Origin of the sequence: Oceanisphaera sediminis, from assembly GCF_039539745.1 — a bacterium.
In the GTDB taxonomy this organism is placed as follows: domain Bacteria; phylum Pseudomonadota; class Gammaproteobacteria; order Enterobacterales; family Aeromonadaceae; genus Oceanimonas; species Oceanimonas sediminis.
On the sequence record NZ_BAABDS010000010.1, the window covers coordinates 149,996 to 169,790 of the forward strand.

Below are 19,795 nucleotides of genomic sequence, written 5' to 3' on the forward strand. Positions count from 1 at the left end.
GGTACTGCTTGCTTAAGTTGGTTGCGGGAGCCGGATTTGAACCGACGACCTTCGGGTTATGAGCCCGACGAGCTACCAGACTGCTCCATCCCGCGTCCATGACTTACGCTTTTTACTACTTCTGGTATTACGGTACTGCTTTCTGAGTTGGTTGCGGGAGCCGGATTTGAACCGACGACCTTCGGGTTATGAGCCCGACGAGCTACCAGACTGCTCCATCCCGCGTCCTCAGGCTGCGTATACTAGTGATCCACATCACCGAATGCAAGGGCGTTGCCAGAACTTTGTTTTGTCTGCTGAATAATGCCGCAACCTGCCGATATTGCGTGCAATAAGCGGCAATTCTTACAGACCGGCGGCGGTTCAGGTATAATGCGGTTTTGGCCCTTTTATCACTTACTTTCCAATGGCTTCCCTTTCCATTGTTACACTGGGGGTCACATGGGGGTCAAGATTCTCCAGTTTTCTCGCCAGTTCGTCCCGGTAGTTCGGATTCTCGTCGGCTACCCATTTGGCGTAGATCATGCGGATCATGCCCCAGTCTTTGTGTCCCATCTGTTTGGCCATGTAGGCCGGGTGCGCACCTATCATCAACATCATGGATGCGTAGCTGTGGCGCAGCTGGTAGGGCTCGCGGTGGGTCAGCTTGGCGCGACGCAGTAAGGCTGTCCACGACTTGTGCGAGGTGAACAGTTCCGGGTTGTGGTGTGGCTGGTTGTCCGGGTTCAGAAATACCCGGCGCCGAAGCTCGATCCGAGACTTGTTGTGCAGTAGTCGAACTTCATCCCGCCGCTCCGGCAGCATGTAGGTTAGTTCCCGCTGGCGCCGCAGTATGGTGACGGCAGCCGGTAACAGATCGATGGTGCGAATGCCGGCTTTGGTTTTCGGTGGCTTGATGTAACCGGCCCGGCTCAGGTTATAGTTGACCCGCGCCGTTCCCGCGTCCAGATCCACGTCTTCCCAGGCCAGCGCCTTCATCTCTCCCGGTCTCATCCCCGTCCAGAACAGAAAGCCGATCATCTGGCGGGCATTCTCCGACTTGCAGGCGGCCAGCAATCTGCCCAGTTCGGCCTGGGTGAACGGTTCGACCGCATCGGTCGGGTCGCTTTCCATGCTCGACTGGCGCAGCTTGCGCAAGCGCACGAAGGGGGAGTGCTCCAGATAGCCGTCCTTGATCGCCTCGTCTATCACGGCCCGCAGCTGAGTGAAGTAGAGCTGGACGGTGGATGACTTGCGTGTGGTCAAGGCGGCATTCCGCACCCGCTCCAAATCCCGGTGGTTGATATCACGCAGATCTCTATCCAACAGCCGGTGCGGCTCCAGCAGTGATACCACGGATTCAAGCCCCCGCAGGCTGGCATGAGCCAGATCGAACTTCCGCGACTCTCGATACTGGTCAAAGTAATCGCGCAGGGTGCGGTTGACGATGTTGTGCCGGGGGTCGTTGGGGAAGTGCTTGTGCCAGAAGGCGGCCTCGTCGCTGTTGAAGTTGCCGGTTTGCACGTCGATCTTCATCGCGGACAGCTTGTTGCCGGCATAGAGAATATTGGCCTCGGTCGGCAGCAGGCCCAGCGACTTGCGCACCGGCGCCGTGCGGCCCGGCACCTTGAGCGCCAGGCGCAACCGGCCGTGATGCAGGTGAACGCCCGGAGTGGCATCCAGCAGGCGGGCGGCTTTGGTGGTGAGTTTCATCATGCGGCTCTCAGTGTTGCCCGCGCGCCATGTGGTCGCGAAGGGCGCGCAGGTTGACCAGGTAACGGTTGTTTTCCATCGACCAGACCACACCTTCAGGATAGACGCCGCGGCGAAAGCGTTGCGCCAGGGCGGTGTTGCTCATCCCCACCAGGGGCGCGGCCTTCTTGATGGTCATCCAGCCCTGATCGCCGTCGGACTGTTTCAGTTGGGTCAGTTGCTGCTCAAGAGCATCCACTCTTGCCAGCAGTCGCTTCAGATCTTCGAGGGCTGTCTGGGTCTGATGAAGATGGTCGGCCATCAACCGACCGATGGTGTTCGGCATTGCGTTCTCCGTGCGGCGATCAGATGTACCCGGCAAGGGCGACGAGGGTGGCACCGATGATCAACAGTAGCGCCAGGCCTTCAATATGTGACTTCTTCATGTAACTCGTTTTGTTCAAAGGTGATGGGTAGCCCGAGCTTTACCGCGCAATGATATTCAGCGGTGGCGCCGGCGCTGTTCTGCCACCCAGGCAGCATGTGCAGGGTATTGGCGGCGCGGATCATGGCGTAGCAAATATCCATATATTCGCGCTGTTCCAGACCGGGCGGCAGGGTAGCCGGGTTCAGTACACAGTGGCCTTGCTGGCGCAGCAGGGCGGCCTTCTGGTTAAACGCTTCGCGGTTGTCGTTGCTGATACCGGACATGGGGCCGGCGATGTAGATTTTTAGTTGTTGCACTGGGCCTCCTGGCGGATGCGGTTGGCAATGCTCTGCAGATCATTCGCGCCGATCAGTAGAGTGCCGCCCTCTCTGCGTTGTAGTGTGGGGATGACGCTTTCAATCGCCTGCGCCTTTATCTCGGCCAGGCAGGCGGCTGGGTTGGCATTTGCAGCTTCACGCATGCTGCATGCTATTGCGTCACACTCGATATTGGGGTGAGTGTGATCGTCCAGCATGTCCACGATTTCAGCAAAATCAATAAGGGCGGCTTTGAGGCTTTCATTTTGGGCACTAAGCTCGTTGCGCTGACGCTTAACCACCTCCATTTGTAGTTTTAGCTTGTCACTATATTCCCGCATGGCATTAACGCCTTCCCAGGCAGCGCCAATGTCGGGAGCGCCACAGCTCTGTATTTCGCCCAGCATTTCGCAGATTTGGGCAAGGTGGCCGCGGTATTCATCCCGCTCTTTGTTCACTTTCTCGTAAGCTGTACCCACCTGATGGTAATCACGATGGAGTTCGTCGCGTTCCAGTTTCAACCGCTTAATCTCTGAAACCAATTCATCCTGCGTCAGCTTGCCGTGGGGGTCGCCGATGGCCTGACGAATATCGGCCAGCAGCATCAATGAACTCATCAGCACTTTGCCTTCACTTTCCAGCGTGTCGCCGTTCTGGCCTACGATATTGATGTGCTTTTCGTCCGGCCAGTCAGTTTTTTGTTTGTCCGGTGTGGTCATAGCGTCACCTCCGGCACATCGACCAGGGCAAACACTATTCCTCTGCAGTAGGGGTAACCATCGTCAACTACCTCAAAGCTGGCGTGTGGGATGGTGGTGTCGTAGGTCCAGCTGTATCCATCCTCTTTGCACCACAACGCCTCGATGGGCACTGCTTTTGGTTTCCGGGTGAAGTAGGCCTGCAGATCGCTATCGTCATCGATGTTCTCACGTTCCGGTAGCAACCCCAGGCGATCGACATAGGCGGTGCCACCGTCGTAAACGCAAAGCTCGTCATAAATTGCGCCCCTAAACTCCATCAGATCATCGCTGGCGCCGAAGACCACTACCAGACCAGCGGCGTTAAGTGCGTCACTGAGGGCCTGATTGATACGGACTGGGTATTCAATACCGCTCAGTTCTGCGGCAATACCTTCTCTGGTGATGTTGTTCATGCTTGCTCTTCCTCTCCGCTGTAGTCCCGCCGCCATAACCAGACGGCGTTATCGTCGTAACTCGGCTTGTGCCGATCGGGGCATTCGTTCCAGCCCGGCTCGCTTTCTTTGTGGTGCCGGCAGTTGCCGCAGCCACAGCGCCGGGTTCTTATCCATTGCTTGATCATGGGGTTCCTTACATGGCCAGCAGCAGGGCTGGGTATTGCAGGCCGAGCGGCGCGAAGGGTATGTCGTCGTCAAAGTCTGCTGGCGGTTCGTTGTACTGGGGTGGGGCGGGCTGGCGCTGCTGGCCACTTTGTTGCTGTCCGCCTTGCTGTTGGCTGCCCTGAGCTGGCGCTTGCTGGCCTTGCCCTTGGGGTTTGCCGCCCAGCATCTGCATGGTGCCGCCCATGTCGACCACGATTTCGGTGGTGTAACGGTCTTGGCCGCTTTGATCTTGCCACTTGCGCGTCTGCAAACGACCTTCCACATACACCTGTGAACCTTTGCGCAGGTACTGGCCGACGATTTCGGCGAGCTTGCCGAAGAACACCACGCGGTGCCATTCGGTGCGTTCTTTTTGCTGACCGGTTTGCTTGTCCTTCCAGGTCTCGCTGGTGGCCAGGGTAACCGTGGCCACAGCGTTTCCGTTGGGCAGATAGCGCACTTCCGGATCCTGACCCAGGTGACCAATGAGAATGACTTTGTTGATGCCGCGGTTTGCCATTGTCTTTCCCTCACTCGTACTCAGCCGCAATCTCAGCGGCCACATCGGCCAGGTTGCGGCCTGCATCGTAGTCGCCCCGAACGCTGTCCCGGTCTTTGAACTCGACGCCGGTTTCGTCCATCACAAAAGCGACGAGGCTTTCAAACCAAGTGTCAAAATCAAAATCGTGCTTCGTCATTCCGTTCTTTCCTCGTAAAAAATTAGGCTAACTGCCCGTCTTCACATTCAGCTCGGCGGATAGCTTCGCTCGCGGCCTCAAGCTCGGCTTGACGTTTGGCTTGCCACTCGGCGGTGGCCTCTAGCCTGCGCTGGGCTTCGTTCTCAGCCCGCCATTGCTTCATTTCGGCAATATGCTCGGTATGGCCCGCCAGATCGTCCAGTTCACGCGCCAGGTTCAGTCGGCCATCGCGGCCCTCGCGCTGATTCGGGTGAAGGTGGCCAGCATCCGAGGCGGCGCTATACCAAGCGCGAAGTGCCTCTGCCGCCTTCCTGGATGCGGCTGCCGCTTTGATCCCCGCCTTCTCGGCTTTAGCTACTGCTTTTGCTTGCCGGGCTGCCTCTCTGCTATTGCCGGTCATAACCCATGTGCCTCCTGAAAGCTCTCTGTCACGATAGCCCGCTTACCGGCCTGCTCGTACCGCTTTTGCTGTTCAAGCGCGGCCGACTTGGTGAGGCCACCAGTCACCACGTTTCCGCCCAGTGTTATCAGGGCGACGTACCAGTCGCTGTGGTTTGCGTTGCTCATTCCGTCTTTCCTCGCAAAAAAATCGGCCATCTATTGCGTTAGTGGTATTCTGGCCCGTCATATCCGCTCAGGCAGCCCAGGCACATCGCGCCCTCACGTGTCGGATGGCTTTTCGGTACCCACATGCTTTTGGGTACGAACTTTCCACAATCGAAGCACCGTTTATAAAATTGAGCGCCACTAGTAACAGGCTGCTGTTGAATGGATTTTCTTCGCTCGCACCTCATATATCGTTCATTACTATCCATCCCGTCTTTCCTTTAATTTGATACTTGAGTGGTGCGAACATCAGGCGAGGGCCTCTTCTGCTTCATTACGAAAACGGGTCAGCACATCGCTGATGGTGGTGGCCCTGAGCGCATCTTCGGCGATCAACTGGGCGATGGCGGCCACCTGTCTGGCCGGGGCGGTAATGCCGTAAAACGGCAGGCTCCAGCCCACGGCATTGATGAAGGACAGCTGGTGCTTGCTCAGGCCGACATTCACGCCATCGTCCCCGGCCGGGGTGTTGGCGTTGGCCTCGGCTACCAGGGCGCCACGCAGTTGGCGCAGGTAGTAGCGGTCACGCTCACCGAATATCACCACCAGGGCGGTGAGAAAGGTGGGGAAGTGGTCGGCTTTCAGTTCGCCGTTGAGATACAGGTGATACAGATCGTCGGGGGTGAAATTGGTTTTCGGCTCCGGTTCTACCTGCGCTGGTGCGGGCAACTCCGATGATACTGGCTCGATCTCCGGTGATAACGGCACCTGCTCCGATGATTGCGGGGCAGACTCCGGTGATACTGGGCCGGTCATTGCCACGGCCAGCTGTTGTGCCCGCAGTTCGATGGCATCCATCAGCTGCTGGCCCTGGCTGACCAGAACGTCCCGCTCTATGTATCGTTCACGTTCGCCGCGCCAGTGCTTGTCGAAGACCGCCACCGCCTGGCCAAAGCCGGCGCTACTGCCCTTGAGGTGCTGCGCCCATAACAGCAGGTCGAATCCGACCCGGCCCTTTATCCAGCAGACGTGATCCGCATGCTCTGGCCACCAGCTTTCTGATGGTGCTGCTTTAATCAGGAAAACAACCCGGGCACCTTGTTCCCGCTCGGCCATGGCTTTGGCTACGATGTGGCGCATGCCGGTAGTGGGCTGGCTGTTCTCGTCGTAGCTGCTGCGGGAGTAGGGCGGGTTGGCGAATGCGGTACCACCGTTCAGGTGTTCGGCCCATGGCTGGGTGAGCGAGTTGTCCTGGGCGGTATAGAACCGGCTGCACTTGGCGTTATCGCCGTCGGTGAACAGGTCGAGAACGAAGGGCCCGAACAGTTGGAATATGCCCCAGTAGAGGTTGTCCGGGGTGCGCCACTCGTCGCCGATGTCGCGCAGCTTGATATCCGGGTCGGCCTTCATGGCCTGGAGTTTGTCGTGGTAGGTCATGGGGTCGTCCTGATGTGAATGGGGTGCGGGCCTTTCCCCGCAGGTCAGCCGGTCACGCCGCCATTTTTTAGCCGTCGAGAGGCGAGGAGCTGGCAGCGCCCGGTTGTCGGTGTTATTAGCCCCACCGCCGACTGGGGTTAGAGAAAATAGGGGGAGTGGTTACGTCAAAAAAGAACCCGCACGGGGCGGGCTAAAACACTCAGGGTTACATTGACGTTTACACATCGGCCAAGGGCCATCCGGTTTCCCATCCGCACCCTGTCACAAGTTGAATAAGTGGATGACCTTTGCCGATGGGTGCCCATTACGCCGGGCCAGCGCCGTGATATGGTTGGGTTGCAAACGAAACCAATACACGGAGATAAATCGATGACAGAAACAGCAAATGACAGCTTTCGAGTTTTTCCTTACAGGTCTGATTATGAAGATGGCCGCACCAACAATGGCGGCATTGACCTGGTGCACGAGCCGGAGCGGATTGCAGAAGTTACCGAGCTCGAAAAATCAGATGCACTAAAAGCTTTTGTGTTACGGATGAATTCACCGAACAGCCCTTACCTGACCCTTGGTTGTGACTATGAAAATCTCGATGATGGCGGGCATGGCTATGTTGAATTTGCTACCCGTCATTTTGGCCGCATTGAGCATTCCGGACTCAGTCATCTTCCCGACAGCTTTGCGGACTGGATGGCGTCTCGCGGTCTTGATCGGGAGCGGCTGGCGCGTTACGTAACCTGGGAAACTGATTGGTACCAACATCGAAATCGGGATGCGGATGGCGCGCAGCGATTGAAGCTAACGTTCTATTATCGCGGTCGCCCTGCTGATGAGGCGGAGCAAGTTCTGGGGGCGCTGCAGGCTTTCCTGTTCCCGGGCGAAAGCTTGCCTGAGCAATAAATTCTGAAACTGCCTGCGTGGCAGCATCAGCGCACTGTTGAATTTTGATAGGGTCGCCTTCGGTGGCGGCCTTTATCTCTTCCCGCACTATCTCGCGCACCCGTTCTTCGGTTAGCGGCTGGCGCTGCTCGCCTGGGGTGGTTACCCGCTCGCCTTTCTCAAGCTGCCAGGTATCTGGTTTGCTGTTCTCGTCCATACATCCTCCATTGTTGCAACGGCCAAGGGCTCTGGGCTTCACCAGGTGAAAATGTTGCATAACAATTTACCCGGAACCCTTGCCGTTGGGCCCGGCTTACCCGGGCCTGTATTACGCGCCGCCTGGCTTAATCTTCGGCCAAATGATGACGGCCAGGGCGACAACCAGCAGCAGATCTACACCTACCGATAACAGCCGGCTGGTGAAGTCGATGAAGACGATGGCCAACAGCAGGATGATCATCATCAGGTTGCGAAAGGCGGGATTCATGCTGCGTCCAGGCCGTACTCTTTGAGGCTGACGCCCAGCACCCGGCCTACTTCCTTCAGGATTTCCAGTTCGGCGGGTTCAATCTCGCCATCCGCTTCGGCGATGGTGATCATGGTGACGAAGACTTCTTCCGCTTCTTGCGGGGTGTTCTTGATGTCGGCGATTTCGCGCAGCACCTTCATCTTGCCGATGCGGAATCCGGCGTCGAACATGGCGGTAAAGCGGTTGATGGTCTTGCCGATTTCCGGGCCGAAGTGATCCAGTGACGGGTTGGCCTGAATCTGCGCTTCCAGGTTGGCCAGTTCGGCGTCTTCCAGTTCGCCATCGGCGTAGGCAATCAGCAGGCTGCCGCCGACAATCGCTTCCATCAGGTCGCGGTTATTGAACTTCTGCACTTCGGCCTTGGCCTGCGCCGTTTTCTTACCAAACAGTTTGCTAAGCATTGAGGTTACCTTCTGTGGTCATTGATGAGAGTTGCAATGCAACGGTCAAAGGCTTTCATTGGGTGCCGGGCTCCGATATGTCATCGGGCTTAGTAGCGTACGGCGTACCAACACTACGAACAGCCTCGGTCCTTAAGGCACCTTCTCATTGCTTATCCCAGCAGTTATCGCCCTGCCACGGAAAACCCTTGCCGTTGCCCGCTCGAAAGCGGGCTTGCCCTACGCGGCCCATTCCCGCTCGGGTCTTTGGCAGTTATTCCCAATCCCGGCTAACCGGGGTGGGGTCCGAACATTGCTGCCCGGGTATGGCGACTGCCTCGCGTGGTCCAGTGGTGTTAAAGAGCGGTGCCGTGTTGGCTTGCTCGATAATATAAGCATGCTTATCTTTTGGGTCAAGTTGATTTTATAAGAATGCTTATTTTTGGTGTGGGTCGATAAATCACGGGCACAAAAAAAGCCCGCACTGAGCGGGCTTAATCTCAATTGCTTTTGGTGATCTTGCATTACCAGTGGCAGGCTTTTCTAAGTTGAGCAAGATCCTCCTTTAACCCTGCCGTATAGAACGTGACAGTGTAGGCGTTGTCACCATAAGGAGTGACGCGCACAAGCAGTTTTTGGGATCCAATCATCTTCTTGATGACCGGTATACTTTGCCCCCCTCGCCATAAGCCGACAGACTGATTGTCGGTAGATATGTTCCACGACCGAGTTACAGCCTTATTGTCGTCAATTCGGTATGTGACCCGGGTGTCACCGATGCCCAGGTAGCGCTCCCAGTCAACGTATATAGCGGTTGTGTTTTCAAGACATCGAATTACCAACGAAGGCCAGGTTGTTCTGCCGTATCTATCTTTTGGCCGCTCATCCGAGAGCGTAGACAAAACCACGTAAGGGGAGTCGTCCACATCAGAAACGCCTTGCTGTTTAAGCCAGTTGCTTGCCGGTTTAGCTGGCACAGGTGGAGCTGCTTCTTCTTTTGTTTCGGACACCTTTACCTTTAGCTGATCGGCTTTGGGCGCCACGCTTGCAGCACTGTTGTTTGGTTTATTTTCAACCAGACCCCAGATAACCCCAAACGCAACAGCGAACACAACAACCCAAATCAATCCAACCCACTTCTCACCTTCCTTTGACACCGCGCTCTCCTTTTTTATCAGTTACTTAACATCGAATCTTGCCATAGTTTTGCTAATTGCGGGCATAAAAAAGCCCGCACTGGGCGGGCTTTTGGTTATCACTTTCCGGTATCTCTTGCAGTCACCCAGAGTGGCTGCGGGCAAAGCTTAACAGTTGATCTTCATCACTGACGTTAATAGCAACCATGCGCTCTTTCTCAAACTCTTTAGCCACCAGCTTGGCGGCATTGGTCAGCTTTGCATTGTTGTCTGGCATGGCCAGGGGTAACAAGACCCTGCTTGCATCCAGAACACCATGCTCTACCAGCCGACGCAGCTTACCAAACCACTTGTCGCCCTCTTCAATAATCTTGGTGGGCGAGTCGTGTTGCAAGTTGAGAGGTTTGATGGCGCCAAGGACCCCTTGCTTGCCCTTGCTCACAAATGGGATCTTCGCTTCCACCAAGCCATCGGTCAGCGTGTCACCTTTGTAATACTTGGCAAGTTTATGTTCCACCAGTGTCTGTCGCATTTGCCGCTCCAACAATACCTGGGGGGCGGTCTTCTGGGCGAAACTATGGCCTACATGATGCTCATACAGCGCCTTGAGCTCCTCATCCAGATCCCCCCGCAGCATGATAGGGCGTGCCGCACCAAACAGCATGATGCCTTCGCGGTTTTTGGTGACCTCGGCAAATAGGTTTTTCATGGCGTCGGCGCTCAATGAATGAGCCAGGTCCTGCACTCGCTCAAGTTCTTTGGTCACATAACGAACGGCTTCGCGCAGCACCGGCAATTCAAGATGCTCAAAGAAGTGGTTGATGCGGCCAAAGCTGCGGTTGTTGATCATGAACCCAAAATAGCCGGCGGACGGGCAGCAGAGTACCACGCCAATGTTGGCGAACTCGTCAGTTTCGCGGTAGGGCTTGAACCGCACAATGCTGTATAGGCTTGGGTAAGTCATGGCTCCACATCCTGCCAGAAATCTGGCTTGTTGCATTTCTCCAGTATAGGGCGAATATGATCATCGATAACGTCGCGGCCCAACCGGTTGTTGGCTTCATCATGCCACTCTTCCGGCATGCTGGCGACAATTGTATTGAGACTGCCCAGGGCCGCATCCAGCCGCTGGCCAAGCTGGCATTGATCTACCAGGTCAATCCTGAAATCCGGTCGGTTATCATAGCCAAAAACATGACTGCGGGAAAAATCATTTGGATCGAAACCAGGGGCAAACGCCTGGTTGTGGTCGATAACCACCGGTTTTTTCTGGGCATTATCGTAAAGCAGGTTGACGTTTCCGCCGTGCCTGGACAGCATCCTGTCGCCATTTTGTATCCAGTAATCAAAGATGAACAGGTCTCGCTGGAAGTCTTTTTCCAGCTCCAGCGATTGGGCGTAGTTCATGTCCATTGCGCCAAGCACCAGTGGCGTGGCAAAGGAATAATCATAGTCAAAATGCCAGCCATAATTGCTGTAAAACGGCCACAGGCCACCGAAACCTTCCATGATCACCGGTTTGGGACAGGGCAACCCAAACGCTCTCGCCAGGCCGGCGCTTACCCATTCGTAAACCAGCTCTTCCGCCGGCAAGCTTTCCCGGCTTTTAACGATGTAGGTAACCTCATCCTCCCCTTGGCATAGATAGGGTTGGGTGTAGCCGGCGTTTGCCTGTTCGATGATTTCCTTGATCTGGATGTAGCTCATGGTCACCCGTTAAAACACTCGGCCGGAGAACACCACGGGGCCGACGATGGTGCAGTTGCCGTTGATGGCGATGATCTGTTCGGGCCAGTTGGGATTGACCGGCTTGAGGTACTTCTGCCCGCCCTCGATGATCAGCTTCTTGAAGGTGGCCTCGTTGTGGTCGTCCAGCCGGGCCACTACATAGCTGCCGTGGCGAACGTCGGCGGCGGGGTCGATGAAGATGAGGTCACCATCGCGAAACAACGGTTCCATGCTGATGCCCTGCACCCGCAACACGAAGGTGCGGTCGCTGCAAGACACCGGGCAGGGGTAAAGCACGGCATCGGCCGGGTGAATCTCGGTAATGTCGCACCAGGCGCCGGCAGCCACCCAGCTGATCAGTGGATAACGGCCCTTTATCTCAGGGCCTGAGCTGATATTACTCCGCCCATCCTTACCGCCGTGAAGAATGTAGTCAGGAGATACGTTAAGTACCTTGGCCACTTTCAGCAGGTTTTCGCCGCTTAGGCTGGTTTTTCCGGTTTCCCATTGAGTAACAGCTGGGGCCTTAACTCCAATCCTTTTGGCGAGCTCTGCTTGCGTTAAGCCCGCCTCTTTGCGGAGCTTCTTCACCCTCTCCCCAGCCGTTTCCATGCAGAACCCCTCACTAAAAAATATAAGCTAGCTTATATTCGGTTGCCATAAGTATGCTTTGTAATTTAAGATAAGTATGCTTATTAAATTTGAGGCCATAGCAATGAAAAAGGCAGACGCGCTGAGCAAGTTCTCAAGCGACCCAAAGCGACAAATTGCACTGGCTGCACAGATGCTGGGGATCACCAAAGAGGCGATCTACCAATGGGATGAGCATGAGATACCCGAGTATCGAGCAGCCCAAATTGAACTCATGGTTCTTCGCGGCGAACTCCCTGCTGATAAAGAAAAGTAGCAGCCGTTGAAAACTCTATCCACTCAACCTGAGGCCATGATGACAGCAAAACAAAAGAGCCACACGAAACCCCAGTATCGGCCTCGCAGCACGGCGGCCATTTTTGAAGACTGGCTGAACCACTGGCAACGAGAAGACCACACCACCTTTCGTGCCGCCATGCGCACGGTACGTGAGTATGCCGATGCCCACCACTGGGAAGCGGTGCTGGACATTGAATGGTCGCAGAACGCCGACCTTGAAAATCAGATGCGGATGGATGCGCAAAAGCTGCGCCGCTGGTTTAAGGCTGAGCACCAAATGAGCGGGCCGGTCTGGTTCGACTTGGTTCGGCTGGTGGCTGGCGCCATGCCCAGCACGGTGCGCGCCGGCTTTATCAACGAGCTGTTCGGCCACACCGGCGGCCTGTTCGTGATGCCGGGGATGATGAACCAGCGCGTCGATCGCATTGCGGCGGCGTCGGTGGCAGCCAAAGAGGGTGGCGAGGCGGTAAGTGCCTTGCTGCAGCTGCCAAGTCAGCCCACCCGCCAGGAGCAACTGGATGCCAAGCGCGAACTGCAAGAGGCCATTGAATCACTGCAAGTGGCGATGGCATCCATCGGTAGTGACGTTCCGGCGTAAACAACCGGCATGAAAAAGCCCGCGGCTTTGGAGAGCAGAGCGGGCTTTATCAACAACCAAACAAATGAGGCGTTTGATATGCAAAATTCTAAGCAAAAACCCCAACAAGCGCAAGGCAGCCAGTGGTTAACGCAGAACCACGGCCGCCGAATGCTGTTTGCCGATGTGGCGGCGGTGGTGGGCACTGCTCGCAAGAGCCTGATGCCGTTGCTGGCGCAAGAGTACCGGGCCCGCAATGCCCGCATGGCAGCACGTCGTGACGGGGGTGCAGAATGAGCAACGTAGTGGCATTACGCGCTGATATGCCCGCAGCAGCGGCACCTACAGCAGCAGAACGAGGGCATAAAGTGGCAGAGAACAAGCGAAGCGGGTTTGTGTTGCTGTACCGCAGTGTACAAGACGCCCCGTTCAAGCAGCAGCCGGAGCGGTTTTGCGTGTGGATTCACCTGCTGATGGAAGCCGGCTTTGAGGCAACCGAGGTGACCTTCAACCGCAACGTGCTGAAGCGCAAGCGCGGCCAGGTGGTGACCTCTGCTCGGCAGCTGGCGCTGGCCTGTGGTGTCAGCGAAGACAGCGCCCGCCGTTCGCTGGAATACTTTGAGCGTGAGGGAATGGTCAACCTGTTCACCAAGCGCGGTGCCCGTGGTTATAGCCTGGTCACTCTGACCAACTACGACGACTATCAGCGCGGAATTACAGAAACCTATTCAGCAGGTTTCGACGCCGATTTAAAACCCGCACCAGCACTGGTCCCAGCGGGTGACGCTGCCGAATTAGGCGCGGATTATCACGCCGAATTGCACGCCGAAGATCTAAACAATAAAACAATTAAACAAGTTAAAGATCCAGTTACTAACTCTTGTCCGGTTTCTGGCGAAACAGGACCGCATTGTGAAAGCGAGCCAGCTGGCGCTGATGTGGTGATTGACCACATGAACCAGACCACCGGCAGCCGCTACCAGAAAAAACCGACCAGCAAGAAACCGATCAACGGCCGCCTGAGCGAAGGCTTTACCGTGGATGACCTGCGCTTGGTGGTCGACTTCAAGAGTGAGCACTGGGGTGAGAACCCGGAGATGGCCCAGTACCTGCGACCCGCCACCCTGTTCGGTACCGACAAGTTCAACGGCTACCTGATGGCCGCCAAGCGCTGGAATGACATTGGTCGACCCCGTTGCATCAATGGCCAGTGGGAAGGCTTTGAGCGCAAGCAGGCCGGCAGCCAGGTTGCCCAGGCACAGGCGCAGTCTCGGGCCTACCAGGCTGAGCACGGCCCGGCTTACGACGACAACACCCAGTTTTAATGGAGGCGGCAATGAATCAAGTAGCTCAACTGCGCCCTACTGGCGCGTTATCGACGGAAGGCCAGGCCATGCAATCGCTGGTGTTGTTCATGACTGGCGAACTGCTGCCCGAGATGATTTTCAACTGGCCGAACGGGGCCAATCGCATCGAGCAGAACCTGCAGGGTGCGGCGCAGGTTTACGCCCGCCAGCTGAGCGGCAAGGGCTTTACCCCGGCGTTGATCCGCACCGCATTGCAGGCCGAGTTGGAAAGTGGCCGTGATTTTATGCCCACTCCGATTCAGTTGGCCAATCGTTGCCAGCAGCTGCAGGGCGGCCAACAGGGTAGCCAGCGCGCACCGGCGACCAGCCGCATCAGCCCCGCTGCTATTCGCCTGTGTGCCGAAAGCCAGCTCTATCAGGACGGCAAGCCAACTACGCCGGAAGCGGTAGATCAGGCAGCCCGGCAGTTAACCGCCGAGAAGCGGGCCCAGGGTGTGGAGATATCGGGAGGTGAATGGTGATTGGTGTACAGGCATGGATAGCACTGGCCCTGGTGCTGGTGGTGGTGATTTACGGTGTGCTGGCGCTGTCCGGTGTGGGTGTTGATGGGGGTGAGCATGAAGAGCAACGGTGAACGGATTTTGGCGTATGCCGAGCAGCGTAAGCAGTTCACGCCGCAGGATGTGCGAGACGAGCTGGATATTCCGCACACCTCGGTCAGTGGCGCCATTGGCCAGCTGGTACATAGCGGCCAGTTGATTGTGATTGAGAAGGGCGTGTATCGGGCGATGAACCGAAAAATCAAACGCGAGCTTGAGCGGCTGGTGTTGTTTGGCAAGGCGGGGAGGGTGGCATGAGCGAGTTAATGGGATTCAGTTTTGGTAACAGCCCGGTGCGGGTGATTGAGCAGAACGGCGAGCCGTGGTTTGTGGCCAAAGATGTGGCCGAGGCGCTGGGTTATGCCAAGCCCCGCAACGCCATTGCGGAGCATTGCAAGGGGGCCTCGATTCAGGGCGTCCTTACGACGGGTGGCATGCAGAGCATGACGGTGATTCCGGAACGTGACCTTTACCGCTTGATCATGCGCTCCAAGCTGCCGAGCGCCGAACGGTTTGAAGAATGGGTGGTGGGTACCGTATTGCCCAGCGTTCGCAAGCACGGTGGTTATGTTGCCGGGCAAGAGCACGACACGGATCCGGCGTTGATTATGGCCAAGGCGTTGCAGGTGGCCGACTCGGTGATCAAGGAAAGCGCGGCAAAACTGGCGCAGGCCGAGCAGGTGATTGCCGCTGCCACGCCGAAGGTGGCGTTTGTTGATCGGTATGTGGATGCCTCCGGCCTGCAGAACATCAGCAACGTGGCGAAGATGCTGAACTACGGCCCGATCAAGTTCTCGCGTCTGCTGGAGTCGGACAAGGTGCTGTATCGCTGTGGTGGCGCCCTGGTACCCAAGCAGGAGTTTATCGACAAGGGCTTGTTCGCGCTGAAAACCGGCGAGGCCCACGGTCATTCGTGGATGCAGACCAAGGTAACGGCCCGGGGTGTGGGCTGGCTGGCGCAGCGTTACGCCACCGAGGTGATGGGCGCGTGACCGGTAAGCCCTTCATCAATGTGGCCTGCCCGAACCAGACCAAGGCCGAAGCGGCAGATCAGGACTTGGCCAAGTGGGCGGCGTTACGCATTCACCAGGTAAGAACGGCCCAGGCCAGCAGGAACAGCATTGCGGCCGAGCTGAACAACATGAACGAAGCACGGAAGGCGCGGGCCAGGTACTGGCTTAATCACTACCGCGACCCTGACCGCAACAAAAAGAAGAGAGCACAACGTGATCACCAAAAACACGAGTCGAGCGAACTGGAAGGCAAAGAAGGCGAAGGCCAGCATGATGGCCCGGCAAACCCGGGAACAGCTGGCGCTGCGGCGCAGTCGGGAGCGGGCGCTGTTGTTGCGCAAGCATTTTGAGTCAGGTGGCATTACCAGCCTGAGCGCACTGGTCGCCCGGGCGGTAGCACAAGAGGGTAAGGATCTGCACGGTTCAGTGAGCCATGAGGCGTTGAAGCTGGTACTGGAAGCCCGAGCGGGCAAGGCAGGCAGCCATGAGTAAGGCGCTGATCGCCAATCCGGTATTCTCCGACGAGCTTGGGCTGTTGATGTTTCGGGCCGAAGCGGCCACCTTGCAGGCATTTCGCTTACTACTGGATAAACAGCCAGTATTGCTGGCGCCGGTACCTGACGAGCTGGCGGTGGTGGCTCCCGGGCTGGTTGAGCACCAGGGCGAGGCAAGCCGATTGCCGGGGCAACTGGTGCTGGCCTTTATGCTGCAAGACAAGGTGTATCAGGCGTTGGGTGGCGCCAGTGCCTTTACCCAGTGGCAGGGTCGCGCCGATCGATGCGTCATTCACGGCGATGACTGCATTGGCGGCTTTACCTGGTCATCGGGCCGGTATCCGGTATCGCTGTGCTGGCATCATGACAATGCGCACCGTGCGGAACCGCTGCCGAACGTAGAGGCGGTGGTGGTGCGCCGGCTGGCGGCCTTTGGTATGAGTCGGGTGGCGGAGTTTGTAGGGCGGGCCCGTGGTGGTGAGGTGTCGGCTGCCGAGCTGGCATGGTGGGCCTCTGCTCATGGGGTACATGCCCTGTTACCCGAGTCGCTGGCGCTGACGGCATTGGGGCGCAAGGCCACGATTACCGATCGGCACACGGCGCACGGCTGGAAGGATACCGATGCCCGATATGACGCCCGGGACCATATTGCTGACCTCAGCAAAATGGTTAAGCCGATCAAGTTTGAGGTGGACGCCGAGCCGCCGGCCAGCTTTATGGCTCGACCCAAGCTGACTCGCTGGCAGAGCGAGGCCTATTTGAAGTTCGTACGCAGCCAGCCCTGTGTGGTGACCGGCAGCACGGAGGCGGTAGAGGCGCATCATATGATCGGCAATGGCCACTCGGGTATGGCGATGAAGACCCACGACCTGATGACGTTTCCGTTATGCCACGACGAGCACATGAAGCTGCACGACGGCGGCTGGCAGCGCTGGGAACAGGCGCACGGTTCGCAGCTGGCGCACGTAATGGCGACATTGAACAAGGCAGCAGGATTGGGGGTGTTTGGATGATCAGTTTGGAATTGCCGTGGCCACCGTCGATGAACCAGATGTGGCGCAATGTGAACGGACGCACCGTGCTGTGCGCGCCGGGTCGGCGCTATCGAAAGCTGGTGGCGGATGTGTGCCTGCTGGCGCGGGCAGGTAAGCAGCTGTCTGGCCGGGTTCGGGTCGATATTGTGGCCTATCCGCCAGACCGCCGACAGCGTGACCTGGACAACATGCTGAAAGCACCACTGGACGCACTGACCCACGCCGGGGTGTGGCTGGATGATTCGCAGATAGACCGCCTACTGATAGAGCGCGGCGAAGTCTGCAAAGGTGGCCGCCTGTTGGTGGCTATCTCATACGAAGAATAATTGAATCAATAACAAGATCGCGGAGATACAACCTGATGCGCCTGCAATACGCCCTGACCATGAATGATCCCAAATCACCCGACGCCGCCGCCATGCAGTCGGTGAGCAGCACGGCCACCAGCGGCCTGACCCGCACCGACATTCTGACCGCACTCGGTTACCTGCAAAGCAAGGAGGGCGCCGGGCTGGCGCTGATGTATGCCAAGTACGCCAAGGACAGCGGCGAGTTCAAACGCGCCGTAAAGGCGGCCGCGACCGAGGCCCAGGTGTTGGCGATCAAGGTCGTAAGCAAGGGCAGGGATCGCAAGCATGCGGTGATAGCGCAAAGCTTGGCCAGGCTGGCGGTGCTGGAGTATTGCCGCACCGCAGACACCCCAGGTGCAAAGTGCCGCTGTGGTGGTACCGGCCGCATCGCCGATGCCGAGCTGATCGCCCGGGCGCCGAAGGATGCCAAGCCGGACGAGCTGACCCGCCCCTGCGAACGCTGCCGGGGAACCGGTTTGCGCCCGGTGCCGGCATCCCGCGTATACCGTGCCATCGTCACGCTGGCGCCGGAACTGGCCGAGCACACCTATTACCGCCACTGGCGCCCGGTGTACGACAGTTTGCTGGCCTGGTGCTACACGCAAGAAGATCGCGCCGAAGCTGGGTATGTGAAGCTGACCCGGAGAGAGGCGGCGTGATGGATGGGATGTATGTATAAATAAACAGCCTGTACACTTGTACATTGTCTGAAAATGGCATAGATTGGCACCCATAGTGGGGTAAATAGCTTTATGACGCTCCCCGCGAACAATTCAGAACCTCGGCACCCGCCGGGGTTTTTTCGTTTCTAAGCCCGCCATTGTGCGGGCTTTTTCATTTCTACCGCTTTACAGGAGTAACGATGGCTGAGCCTTCAAGCGGATCACTGGTTGCGGCTGCAGTCATCGGGGCAGGCTTGCTGGTAAACGGTGAGGCGGCCATTGGTGCATTGTGCGGGGGCATCATCTATTTCGTTGCGAGCGCAGAAATATCCATATGGACACGGATGGCGCTGACCTTCGTTTCAGTTGTGATGGGTTATATCTCAGCTCCCATGCTGGCCACTGTAGAGGTGTTAGGCATTGGCCCTCTGGATATGCCAGGCCCTGCAGCGTTTGTTGCTTCATCTGGCGTGGTGACAGTGACGCTTGCCGCCATTAAGGCCAAGCGAGCAACCACTGGAGGGCAGAAGGATGGTTAGCTATCTGCTCACGTACGCAGTATTCGCACTGTGCTTGGTGATTTTTTTTCGGTTGTTCACCTACGAGCGCAACGGCGCAAGGTTTCGGCGTGACGTTTCTGTATTGGCAACGTTGGTGATGATGTCTTGCGTTACTGCGGTGGTGCAGATACTCGCTGGCGATTTTGCTGTTCAACCATCGGCTTGGCCGTTAGTCGTGATGCAGGCGGTGCTGGCGGTTGGGTTGATACGAGCCAGGGGCAATTTAGCCCTGATTTTATTTAGCGGAAAGGACATGCGGAGGGGCTGATGTTTCGGTTAAGCAAGCGTAGCGAGCAGAACCTGCAGGGCGTTCACCCGGATCTGGCGGCGGTAGTGCATAAGGCGTTAAGCCTGACCTTTGTCGACTTCATGGTCACTGAGGGAGTGCGCACACCAGAGCGGCAACGGCAACTGGTGAAGAAGGGCGCAAGCCAAACCCTGAACAGTCTTCACCTGCCTCAGGCCGATGGCTATGCCCATGCGGTTGATCTGGCGGCGTGGGTGGGCGAGGTACGCTGGGACTGGCCGCTGTATCACAAGATTGCCGATGCCATGAAGATGGCCTCCAGCGAACTAGGGATCCCCATTGAGTGGGGCGGCGACTGGTCCACCCTCAAGGATGGGCCTCACTTCCAACTGCCGCGCGGGTATGGCGCATGATGCGCCTGGCGCCTTACGTCGCCATCGCCATGACGGCGTCTTTCATGATATTGGCGGTGTCCCATACCAATCTGAAAACCGAGCTGGCTGATGTGCGCCGTGGCCATGCCGAGGTGTTGCTCGATATGGCCGCTGCCTCTGCTCTCGATATGGAACGAGTGACCCGGCACGCCGAGAGTTTGCAGGCCCAACTGGCTGCACTGGATGCCCAATACACACAGGAGCTGAATGATGCACAGGCAAAGAACGGTGAGCTGCGTGCTGCTGTCGATGCTGGCGCTCGCCGGTTGCACATCCTCACCAAGCGGCCCACCCATTGCCCTGCAGTGTCCGGCACCGCCGACGATACCGGCCTGGGTGATGGCGCCACCGTCGAACTCGCCCCAGCTGCTCGACGCGCTTATTTCAATCTCCGAGCCGGAGTGACCAGCGACACCGCCAAGCTGGCGGCGTGCCAGGACATACTGAGAACACTCTCTACCTCAAACTATAAAGGTACTCCCGAGGGGTAGCCCCCTTACGGGG

The 19,795-nt window shown here is 57.4% G+C and carries 33 protein-coding genes and 2 tRNA genes; 16 read left to right on the forward strand and 19 right to left on the reverse strand.

The window, feature by feature from the left end:
* Positions 1-18: 18 nt before the first annotated feature.
* The 13 genes from ABD827_RS04460 to ABD827_RS04520 form a co-directional block, all read right to left on the reverse strand.
* Positions 19-95: transfer RNA gene (locus tag ABD827_RS04460), tRNA-Met, on the reverse strand.
* Positions 96-148: 53 nt separating this feature from the next.
* Positions 149-225, reverse strand: a tRNA-Met gene (locus ABD827_RS04465).
* A 171-nt stretch (positions 226-396) separates the two neighbouring features.
* Entirely contained in the window at positions 397-1,695 is a 1,299-nt protein-coding gene (locus ABD827_RS04470) for a tyrosine-type recombinase/integrase (RefSeq protein WP_344962731.1), read from the reverse strand.
* 7 nt (positions 1,696-1,702) lie between these two features.
* Positions 1,703-2,017, reverse strand: a complete 315-nt coding sequence (locus tag ABD827_RS04475; RefSeq protein WP_344962733.1) for a hypothetical protein — start codon at positions 2,015-2,017, stop codon at positions 1,703-1,705.
* An 80-nt stretch (positions 2,018-2,097) separates the two neighbouring features.
* On the reverse strand, positions 2,098-2,415 hold the full coding sequence (locus ABD827_RS04480) for a DUF4406 domain-containing protein (protein WP_344962735.1): 318 nt from the start codon (positions 2,413-2,415) through the stop codon (positions 2,098-2,100).
* A complete protein-coding gene (locus ABD827_RS04485) occupies positions 2,403-3,134 on the reverse strand; it encodes a hypothetical protein (protein WP_344962737.1) in 732 nt (243 codons plus the stop codon). The genes ABD827_RS04480 and ABD827_RS04485 overlap by 13 nt, the downstream gene beginning before the upstream one ends.
* Complete coding sequence (locus ABD827_RS04490) at positions 3,131-3,568, reverse strand: hypothetical protein (protein ID WP_344962739.1); 438 nt, start codon at positions 3,566-3,568, stop codon at positions 3,131-3,133. The genes ABD827_RS04485 and ABD827_RS04490 overlap by 4 nt, the downstream gene beginning before the upstream one ends.
* Entirely contained in the window at positions 3,565-3,735 is a 171-nt protein-coding gene (locus ABD827_RS04495; protein WP_344962741.1) for a hypothetical protein, read from the reverse strand. The genes ABD827_RS04490 and ABD827_RS04495 overlap by 4 nt, the downstream gene beginning before the upstream one ends.
* An 8-nt stretch (positions 3,736-3,743) precedes the next feature.
* Complete coding sequence (gene ssb, locus ABD827_RS04500; protein WP_344962743.1) at positions 3,744-4,274, reverse strand: single-stranded DNA-binding protein; 531 nt, start codon at positions 4,272-4,274, stop codon at positions 3,744-3,746.
* Positions 4,275-4,284: 10 nt separating this feature from the next.
* A complete protein-coding gene (locus ABD827_RS04505) occupies positions 4,285-4,452 on the reverse strand; it encodes a hypothetical protein (protein WP_344962745.1) in 168 nt (55 codons plus the stop codon).
* Positions 4,453-4,474: 22 nt separating this feature from the next.
* A complete protein-coding gene (locus ABD827_RS04510) occupies positions 4,475-4,852 on the reverse strand; it encodes a hypothetical protein (protein ID WP_344962747.1) in 378 nt (125 codons plus the stop codon).
* Positions 4,849-5,019: a hypothetical protein gene (locus ABD827_RS04515; protein WP_344962749.1), complete on the reverse strand. Its 171-nt coding sequence runs from the start codon at positions 5,017-5,019 to the stop codon at positions 4,849-4,851. Before ABD827_RS04515 ends, ABD827_RS04510 begins: the two co-directional genes overlap by 4 nt.
* A 288-nt stretch (positions 5,020-5,307) precedes the next feature.
* Complete coding sequence (locus tag ABD827_RS04520) at positions 5,308-6,435, reverse strand: phage N-6-adenine-methyltransferase (RefSeq protein WP_344962752.1); 1,128 nt, start codon at positions 6,433-6,435, stop codon at positions 5,308-5,310.
* A 369-nt stretch (positions 6,436-6,804) separates the two neighbouring features.
* On the opposite strand from ABD827_RS04520, the gene ABD827_RS04525 reads away from it, so the two are divergent.
* Positions 6,805-7,332, forward strand: coding sequence for a hypothetical protein (locus ABD827_RS04525; protein WP_344962754.1), 528 nt, complete (start codon positions 6,805-6,807; stop codon positions 7,330-7,332).
* Between the two features lie 307 nt (positions 7,333-7,639).
* Here the strand turns inward: ABD827_RS04525 and ABD827_RS04530 are convergent, their stop codons facing one another.
* From ABD827_RS04530 to ABD827_RS04555, 6 genes are all read right to left on the reverse strand, one after another.
* Positions 7,640-7,798, reverse strand: coding sequence for a hypothetical protein (locus tag ABD827_RS04530; protein ID WP_344962756.1), 159 nt, complete (start codon positions 7,796-7,798; stop codon positions 7,640-7,642).
* Positions 7,795-8,241 carry a tellurite resistance TerB family protein gene (locus ABD827_RS04535; RefSeq protein WP_344962758.1) on the reverse strand — a complete coding sequence of 149 codons (447 nt, stop codon included), beginning with the start codon at positions 8,239-8,241 and terminating at the stop codon, positions 7,795-7,797. Before ABD827_RS04535 ends, ABD827_RS04530 begins: the two co-directional genes overlap by 4 nt.
* A 503-nt stretch (positions 8,242-8,744) precedes the next feature.
* Complete coding sequence (locus ABD827_RS04540; RefSeq protein ID WP_344962760.1) at positions 8,745-9,377, reverse strand: type VI secretion system-associated protein TagO; 633 nt, start codon at positions 9,375-9,377, stop codon at positions 8,745-8,747.
* Between the two features lie 121 nt (positions 9,378-9,498).
* Complete coding sequence (locus tag ABD827_RS04545; RefSeq protein WP_344962762.1) at positions 9,499-10,320, reverse strand: DUF3037 domain-containing protein; 822 nt, start codon at positions 10,318-10,320, stop codon at positions 9,499-9,501.
* On the reverse strand, positions 10,317-11,063 hold the full coding sequence (locus tag ABD827_RS04550; RefSeq protein WP_344962764.1) for a HipA family kinase: 747 nt from the start codon (positions 11,061-11,063) through the stop codon (positions 10,317-10,319). The genes ABD827_RS04545 and ABD827_RS04550 overlap by 4 nt, the downstream gene beginning before the upstream one ends.
* 9 nt (positions 11,064-11,072) lie before the next feature.
* Positions 11,073-11,696 carry a LexA family protein gene (locus ABD827_RS04555; protein ID WP_344962766.1) on the reverse strand — a complete coding sequence of 208 codons (624 nt, stop codon included), beginning with the start codon at positions 11,694-11,696 and terminating at the stop codon, positions 11,073-11,075.
* A gap of 76 nt (positions 11,697-11,772) precedes the next feature.
* Between ABD827_RS04555 and ABD827_RS04560 the strand changes: the two genes are divergently transcribed.
* The 15 genes from ABD827_RS04560 to ABD827_RS04630 all read left to right on the forward strand — a co-directional run bounded on the left by ABD827_RS04560 (position 11,773) and on the right by ABD827_RS04630 (position 19,782).
* Positions 11,773-11,991: a Cro/CI family transcriptional regulator gene (locus tag ABD827_RS04560; RefSeq protein WP_344962768.1), complete on the forward strand. Its 219-nt coding sequence runs from the start codon at positions 11,773-11,775 to the stop codon at positions 11,989-11,991.
* 36 nt (positions 11,992-12,027) lie between these two features.
* Positions 12,028-12,612, forward strand: a complete 585-nt coding sequence (locus ABD827_RS04565; RefSeq protein ID WP_344962770.1) for a hypothetical protein — start codon at positions 12,028-12,030, stop codon at positions 12,610-12,612.
* Positions 12,613-12,690: 78 nt separating this feature from the next.
* Positions 12,691-12,888 carry a hypothetical protein gene (locus ABD827_RS04570; RefSeq protein ID WP_344962772.1) on the forward strand — a complete coding sequence of 66 codons (198 nt, stop codon included), beginning with the start codon at positions 12,691-12,693 and terminating at the stop codon, positions 12,886-12,888.
* Positions 12,885-13,916, forward strand: coding sequence for a conserved phage C-terminal domain-containing protein (locus ABD827_RS04575; RefSeq protein WP_344962774.1), 1,032 nt, complete (start codon positions 12,885-12,887; stop codon positions 13,914-13,916). Before ABD827_RS04570 ends, ABD827_RS04575 begins: the two co-directional genes overlap by 4 nt.
* A gap of 11 nt (positions 13,917-13,927) precedes the next feature.
* Positions 13,928-14,419, forward strand: coding sequence for a hypothetical protein (locus ABD827_RS04580; protein ID WP_344962776.1), 492 nt, complete (start codon positions 13,928-13,930; stop codon positions 14,417-14,419).
* A 96-nt stretch (positions 14,420-14,515) separates the two neighbouring features.
* Positions 14,516-14,755, forward strand: a complete 240-nt coding sequence (locus ABD827_RS04585) for a type IV toxin-antitoxin system AbiEi family antitoxin domain-containing protein (protein ID WP_344962779.1) — start codon at positions 14,516-14,518, stop codon at positions 14,753-14,755.
* The gene (locus tag ABD827_RS04590; protein WP_344962782.1) at positions 14,752-15,489 is read left to right on the forward strand and encodes a BRO family protein; all 738 of its coding nucleotides are present in this window, start codon (positions 14,752-14,754) and stop codon (positions 15,487-15,489) included. The genes ABD827_RS04585 and ABD827_RS04590 overlap by 4 nt, the downstream gene beginning before the upstream one ends.
* Positions 15,490-15,723: 234 nt before the next feature.
* The gene (locus ABD827_RS04595; RefSeq protein ID WP_344962784.1) at positions 15,724-16,002 is read left to right on the forward strand and encodes a hypothetical protein; all 279 of its coding nucleotides are present in this window, start codon (positions 15,724-15,726) and stop codon (positions 16,000-16,002) included.
* Positions 15,995-17,017, forward strand: coding sequence for a DUF968 domain-containing protein (locus ABD827_RS04600; protein ID WP_344962786.1), 1,023 nt, complete (start codon positions 15,995-15,997; stop codon positions 17,015-17,017). Before ABD827_RS04595 ends, ABD827_RS04600 begins: the two co-directional genes overlap by 8 nt.
* Positions 17,014-17,364, forward strand: coding sequence for a RusA family crossover junction endodeoxyribonuclease (locus tag ABD827_RS04605; protein ID WP_344962788.1), 351 nt, complete (start codon positions 17,014-17,016; stop codon positions 17,362-17,364). The genes ABD827_RS04600 and ABD827_RS04605 overlap by 4 nt, the downstream gene beginning before the upstream one ends.
* Positions 17,365-17,399: 35 nt before the next feature.
* Positions 17,400-18,047, forward strand: coding sequence for an antitermination protein Q (locus ABD827_RS04610; RefSeq protein ID WP_344962790.1), 648 nt, complete (start codon positions 17,400-17,402; stop codon positions 18,045-18,047).
* Positions 18,048-18,250: 203 nt separating this feature from the next.
* Positions 18,251-18,589 (forward strand): putative holin, encoded by a 339-nt coding sequence (locus tag ABD827_RS04615; RefSeq protein WP_344962792.1) that lies wholly within the window; start codon positions 18,251-18,253, stop codon positions 18,587-18,589.
* Positions 18,582-18,878 carry a phage holin family protein gene (locus tag ABD827_RS04620; RefSeq protein WP_344962795.1) on the forward strand — a complete coding sequence of 99 codons (297 nt, stop codon included), beginning with the start codon at positions 18,582-18,584 and terminating at the stop codon, positions 18,876-18,878. The genes ABD827_RS04615 and ABD827_RS04620 overlap by 8 nt, the downstream gene beginning before the upstream one ends.
* Positions 18,878-19,270: a M15 family metallopeptidase gene (locus ABD827_RS04625; protein WP_344962797.1), complete on the forward strand. Its 393-nt coding sequence runs from the start codon at positions 18,878-18,880 to the stop codon at positions 19,268-19,270. The genes ABD827_RS04620 and ABD827_RS04625 overlap by 1 nt, the downstream gene beginning before the upstream one ends.
* A complete protein-coding gene (locus ABD827_RS04630; protein WP_344962799.1) occupies positions 19,267-19,782 on the forward strand; it encodes a lysis system i-spanin subunit Rz in 516 nt (171 codons plus the stop codon). The genes ABD827_RS04625 and ABD827_RS04630 overlap by 4 nt, the downstream gene beginning before the upstream one ends.
* Positions 19,783-19,795 lie beyond the last annotated feature (13 nt).

Coding starts and splice junctions, on each gene's coding strand:
- ABD827_RS04470 (WP_344962731.1), bottom strand. CDS start 1,695: ATGATGAAACTCACCACCAAAGCCGCCCGCCTGCTGGATGCCACTCCG.
- ABD827_RS04475 (WP_344962733.1), bottom strand. CDS start 2,017: ATGCCGAACACCATCGGTCGGTTGATGGCCGACCATCTTCATCAGACC.
- ABD827_RS04485 (WP_344962737.1), bottom strand. CDS start 3,134: ATGACCACACCGGACAAACAAAAAACTGACTGGCCGGACGAAAAGCAC.
- ABD827_RS04490 (WP_344962739.1), bottom strand. CDS start 3,568: ATGAACAACATCACCAGAGAAGGTATTGCCGCAGAACTGAGCGGTATT.
- ABD827_RS04495 (WP_344962741.1), bottom strand. CDS start 3,735: ATGATCAAGCAATGGATAAGAACCCGGCGCTGTGGCTGCGGCAACTGC.
- ssb (WP_344962743.1), bottom strand. CDS start 4,274: ATGGCAAACCGCGGCATCAACAAAGTCATTCTCATTGGTCACCTGGGT.
- ABD827_RS04505 (WP_344962745.1), bottom strand. CDS start 4,452: ATGACGAAGCACGATTTTGATTTTGACACTTGGTTTGAAAGCCTCGTC.
- ABD827_RS04510 (WP_344962747.1), bottom strand. CDS start 4,852: ATGACCGGCAATAGCAGAGAGGCAGCCCGGCAAGCAAAAGCAGTAGCT.
- ABD827_RS04515 (WP_344962749.1), bottom strand. CDS start 5,019: ATGAGCAACGCAAACCACAGCGACTGGTACGTCGCCCTGATAACACTG.
- ABD827_RS04520 (WP_344962752.1), bottom strand. CDS start 6,435: ATGACCTACCACGACAAACTCCAGGCCATGAAGGCCGACCCGGATATC.
- ABD827_RS04525 (WP_344962754.1), top strand. CDS start 6,805: ATGACAGAAACAGCAAATGACAGCTTTCGAGTTTTTCCTTACAGGTCT.
- ABD827_RS04530 (WP_344962756.1), bottom strand. CDS start 7,798: ATGAATCCCGCCTTTCGCAACCTGATGATGATCATCCTGCTGTTGGCC.
- ABD827_RS04535 (WP_344962758.1), bottom strand. CDS start 8,241: ATGCTTAGCAAACTGTTTGGTAAGAAAACGGCGCAGGCCAAGGCCGAA.
- ABD827_RS04545 (WP_344962762.1), bottom strand. CDS start 10,320: ATGACTTACCCAAGCCTATACAGCATTGTGCGGTTCAAGCCCTACCGC.
- ABD827_RS04550 (WP_344962764.1), bottom strand. CDS start 11,063: ATGAGCTACATCCAGATCAAGGAAATCATCGAACAGGCAAACGCCGGC.
- ABD827_RS04555 (WP_344962766.1), bottom strand. CDS start 11,696: ATGGAAACGGCTGGGGAGAGGGTGAAGAAGCTCCGCAAAGAGGCGGGC.
- ABD827_RS04560 (WP_344962768.1), top strand. CDS start 11,773: ATGCTTATTAAATTTGAGGCCATAGCAATGAAAAAGGCAGACGCGCTG.
- ABD827_RS04565 (WP_344962770.1), top strand. CDS start 12,028: ATGATGACAGCAAAACAAAAGAGCCACACGAAACCCCAGTATCGGCCT.
- ABD827_RS04570 (WP_344962772.1), top strand. CDS start 12,691: ATGCAAAATTCTAAGCAAAAACCCCAACAAGCGCAAGGCAGCCAGTGG.
- ABD827_RS04575 (WP_344962774.1), top strand. CDS start 12,885: ATGAGCAACGTAGTGGCATTACGCGCTGATATGCCCGCAGCAGCGGCA.
- ABD827_RS04580 (WP_344962776.1), top strand. CDS start 13,928: ATGAATCAAGTAGCTCAACTGCGCCCTACTGGCGCGTTATCGACGGAA.
- ABD827_RS04585 (WP_344962779.1), top strand. CDS start 14,516: ATGAAGAGCAACGGTGAACGGATTTTGGCGTATGCCGAGCAGCGTAAG.
- ABD827_RS04590 (WP_344962782.1), top strand. CDS start 14,752: ATGAGCGAGTTAATGGGATTCAGTTTTGGTAACAGCCCGGTGCGGGTG.
- ABD827_RS04600 (WP_344962786.1), top strand. CDS start 15,995: ATGAGTAAGGCGCTGATCGCCAATCCGGTATTCTCCGACGAGCTTGGG.
- ABD827_RS04605 (WP_344962788.1), top strand. CDS start 17,014: ATGATCAGTTTGGAATTGCCGTGGCCACCGTCGATGAACCAGATGTGG.
- ABD827_RS04610 (WP_344962790.1), top strand. CDS start 17,400: ATGCGCCTGCAATACGCCCTGACCATGAATGATCCCAAATCACCCGAC.
- ABD827_RS04615 (WP_344962792.1), top strand. CDS start 18,251: ATGGCTGAGCCTTCAAGCGGATCACTGGTTGCGGCTGCAGTCATCGGG.
- ABD827_RS04620 (WP_344962795.1), top strand. CDS start 18,582: ATGGTTAGCTATCTGCTCACGTACGCAGTATTCGCACTGTGCTTGGTG.
- ABD827_RS04625 (WP_344962797.1), top strand. CDS start 18,878: ATGTTTCGGTTAAGCAAGCGTAGCGAGCAGAACCTGCAGGGCGTTCAC.
- ABD827_RS04630 (WP_344962799.1), top strand. CDS start 19,267: ATGATGCGCCTGGCGCCTTACGTCGCCATCGCCATGACGGCGTCTTTC.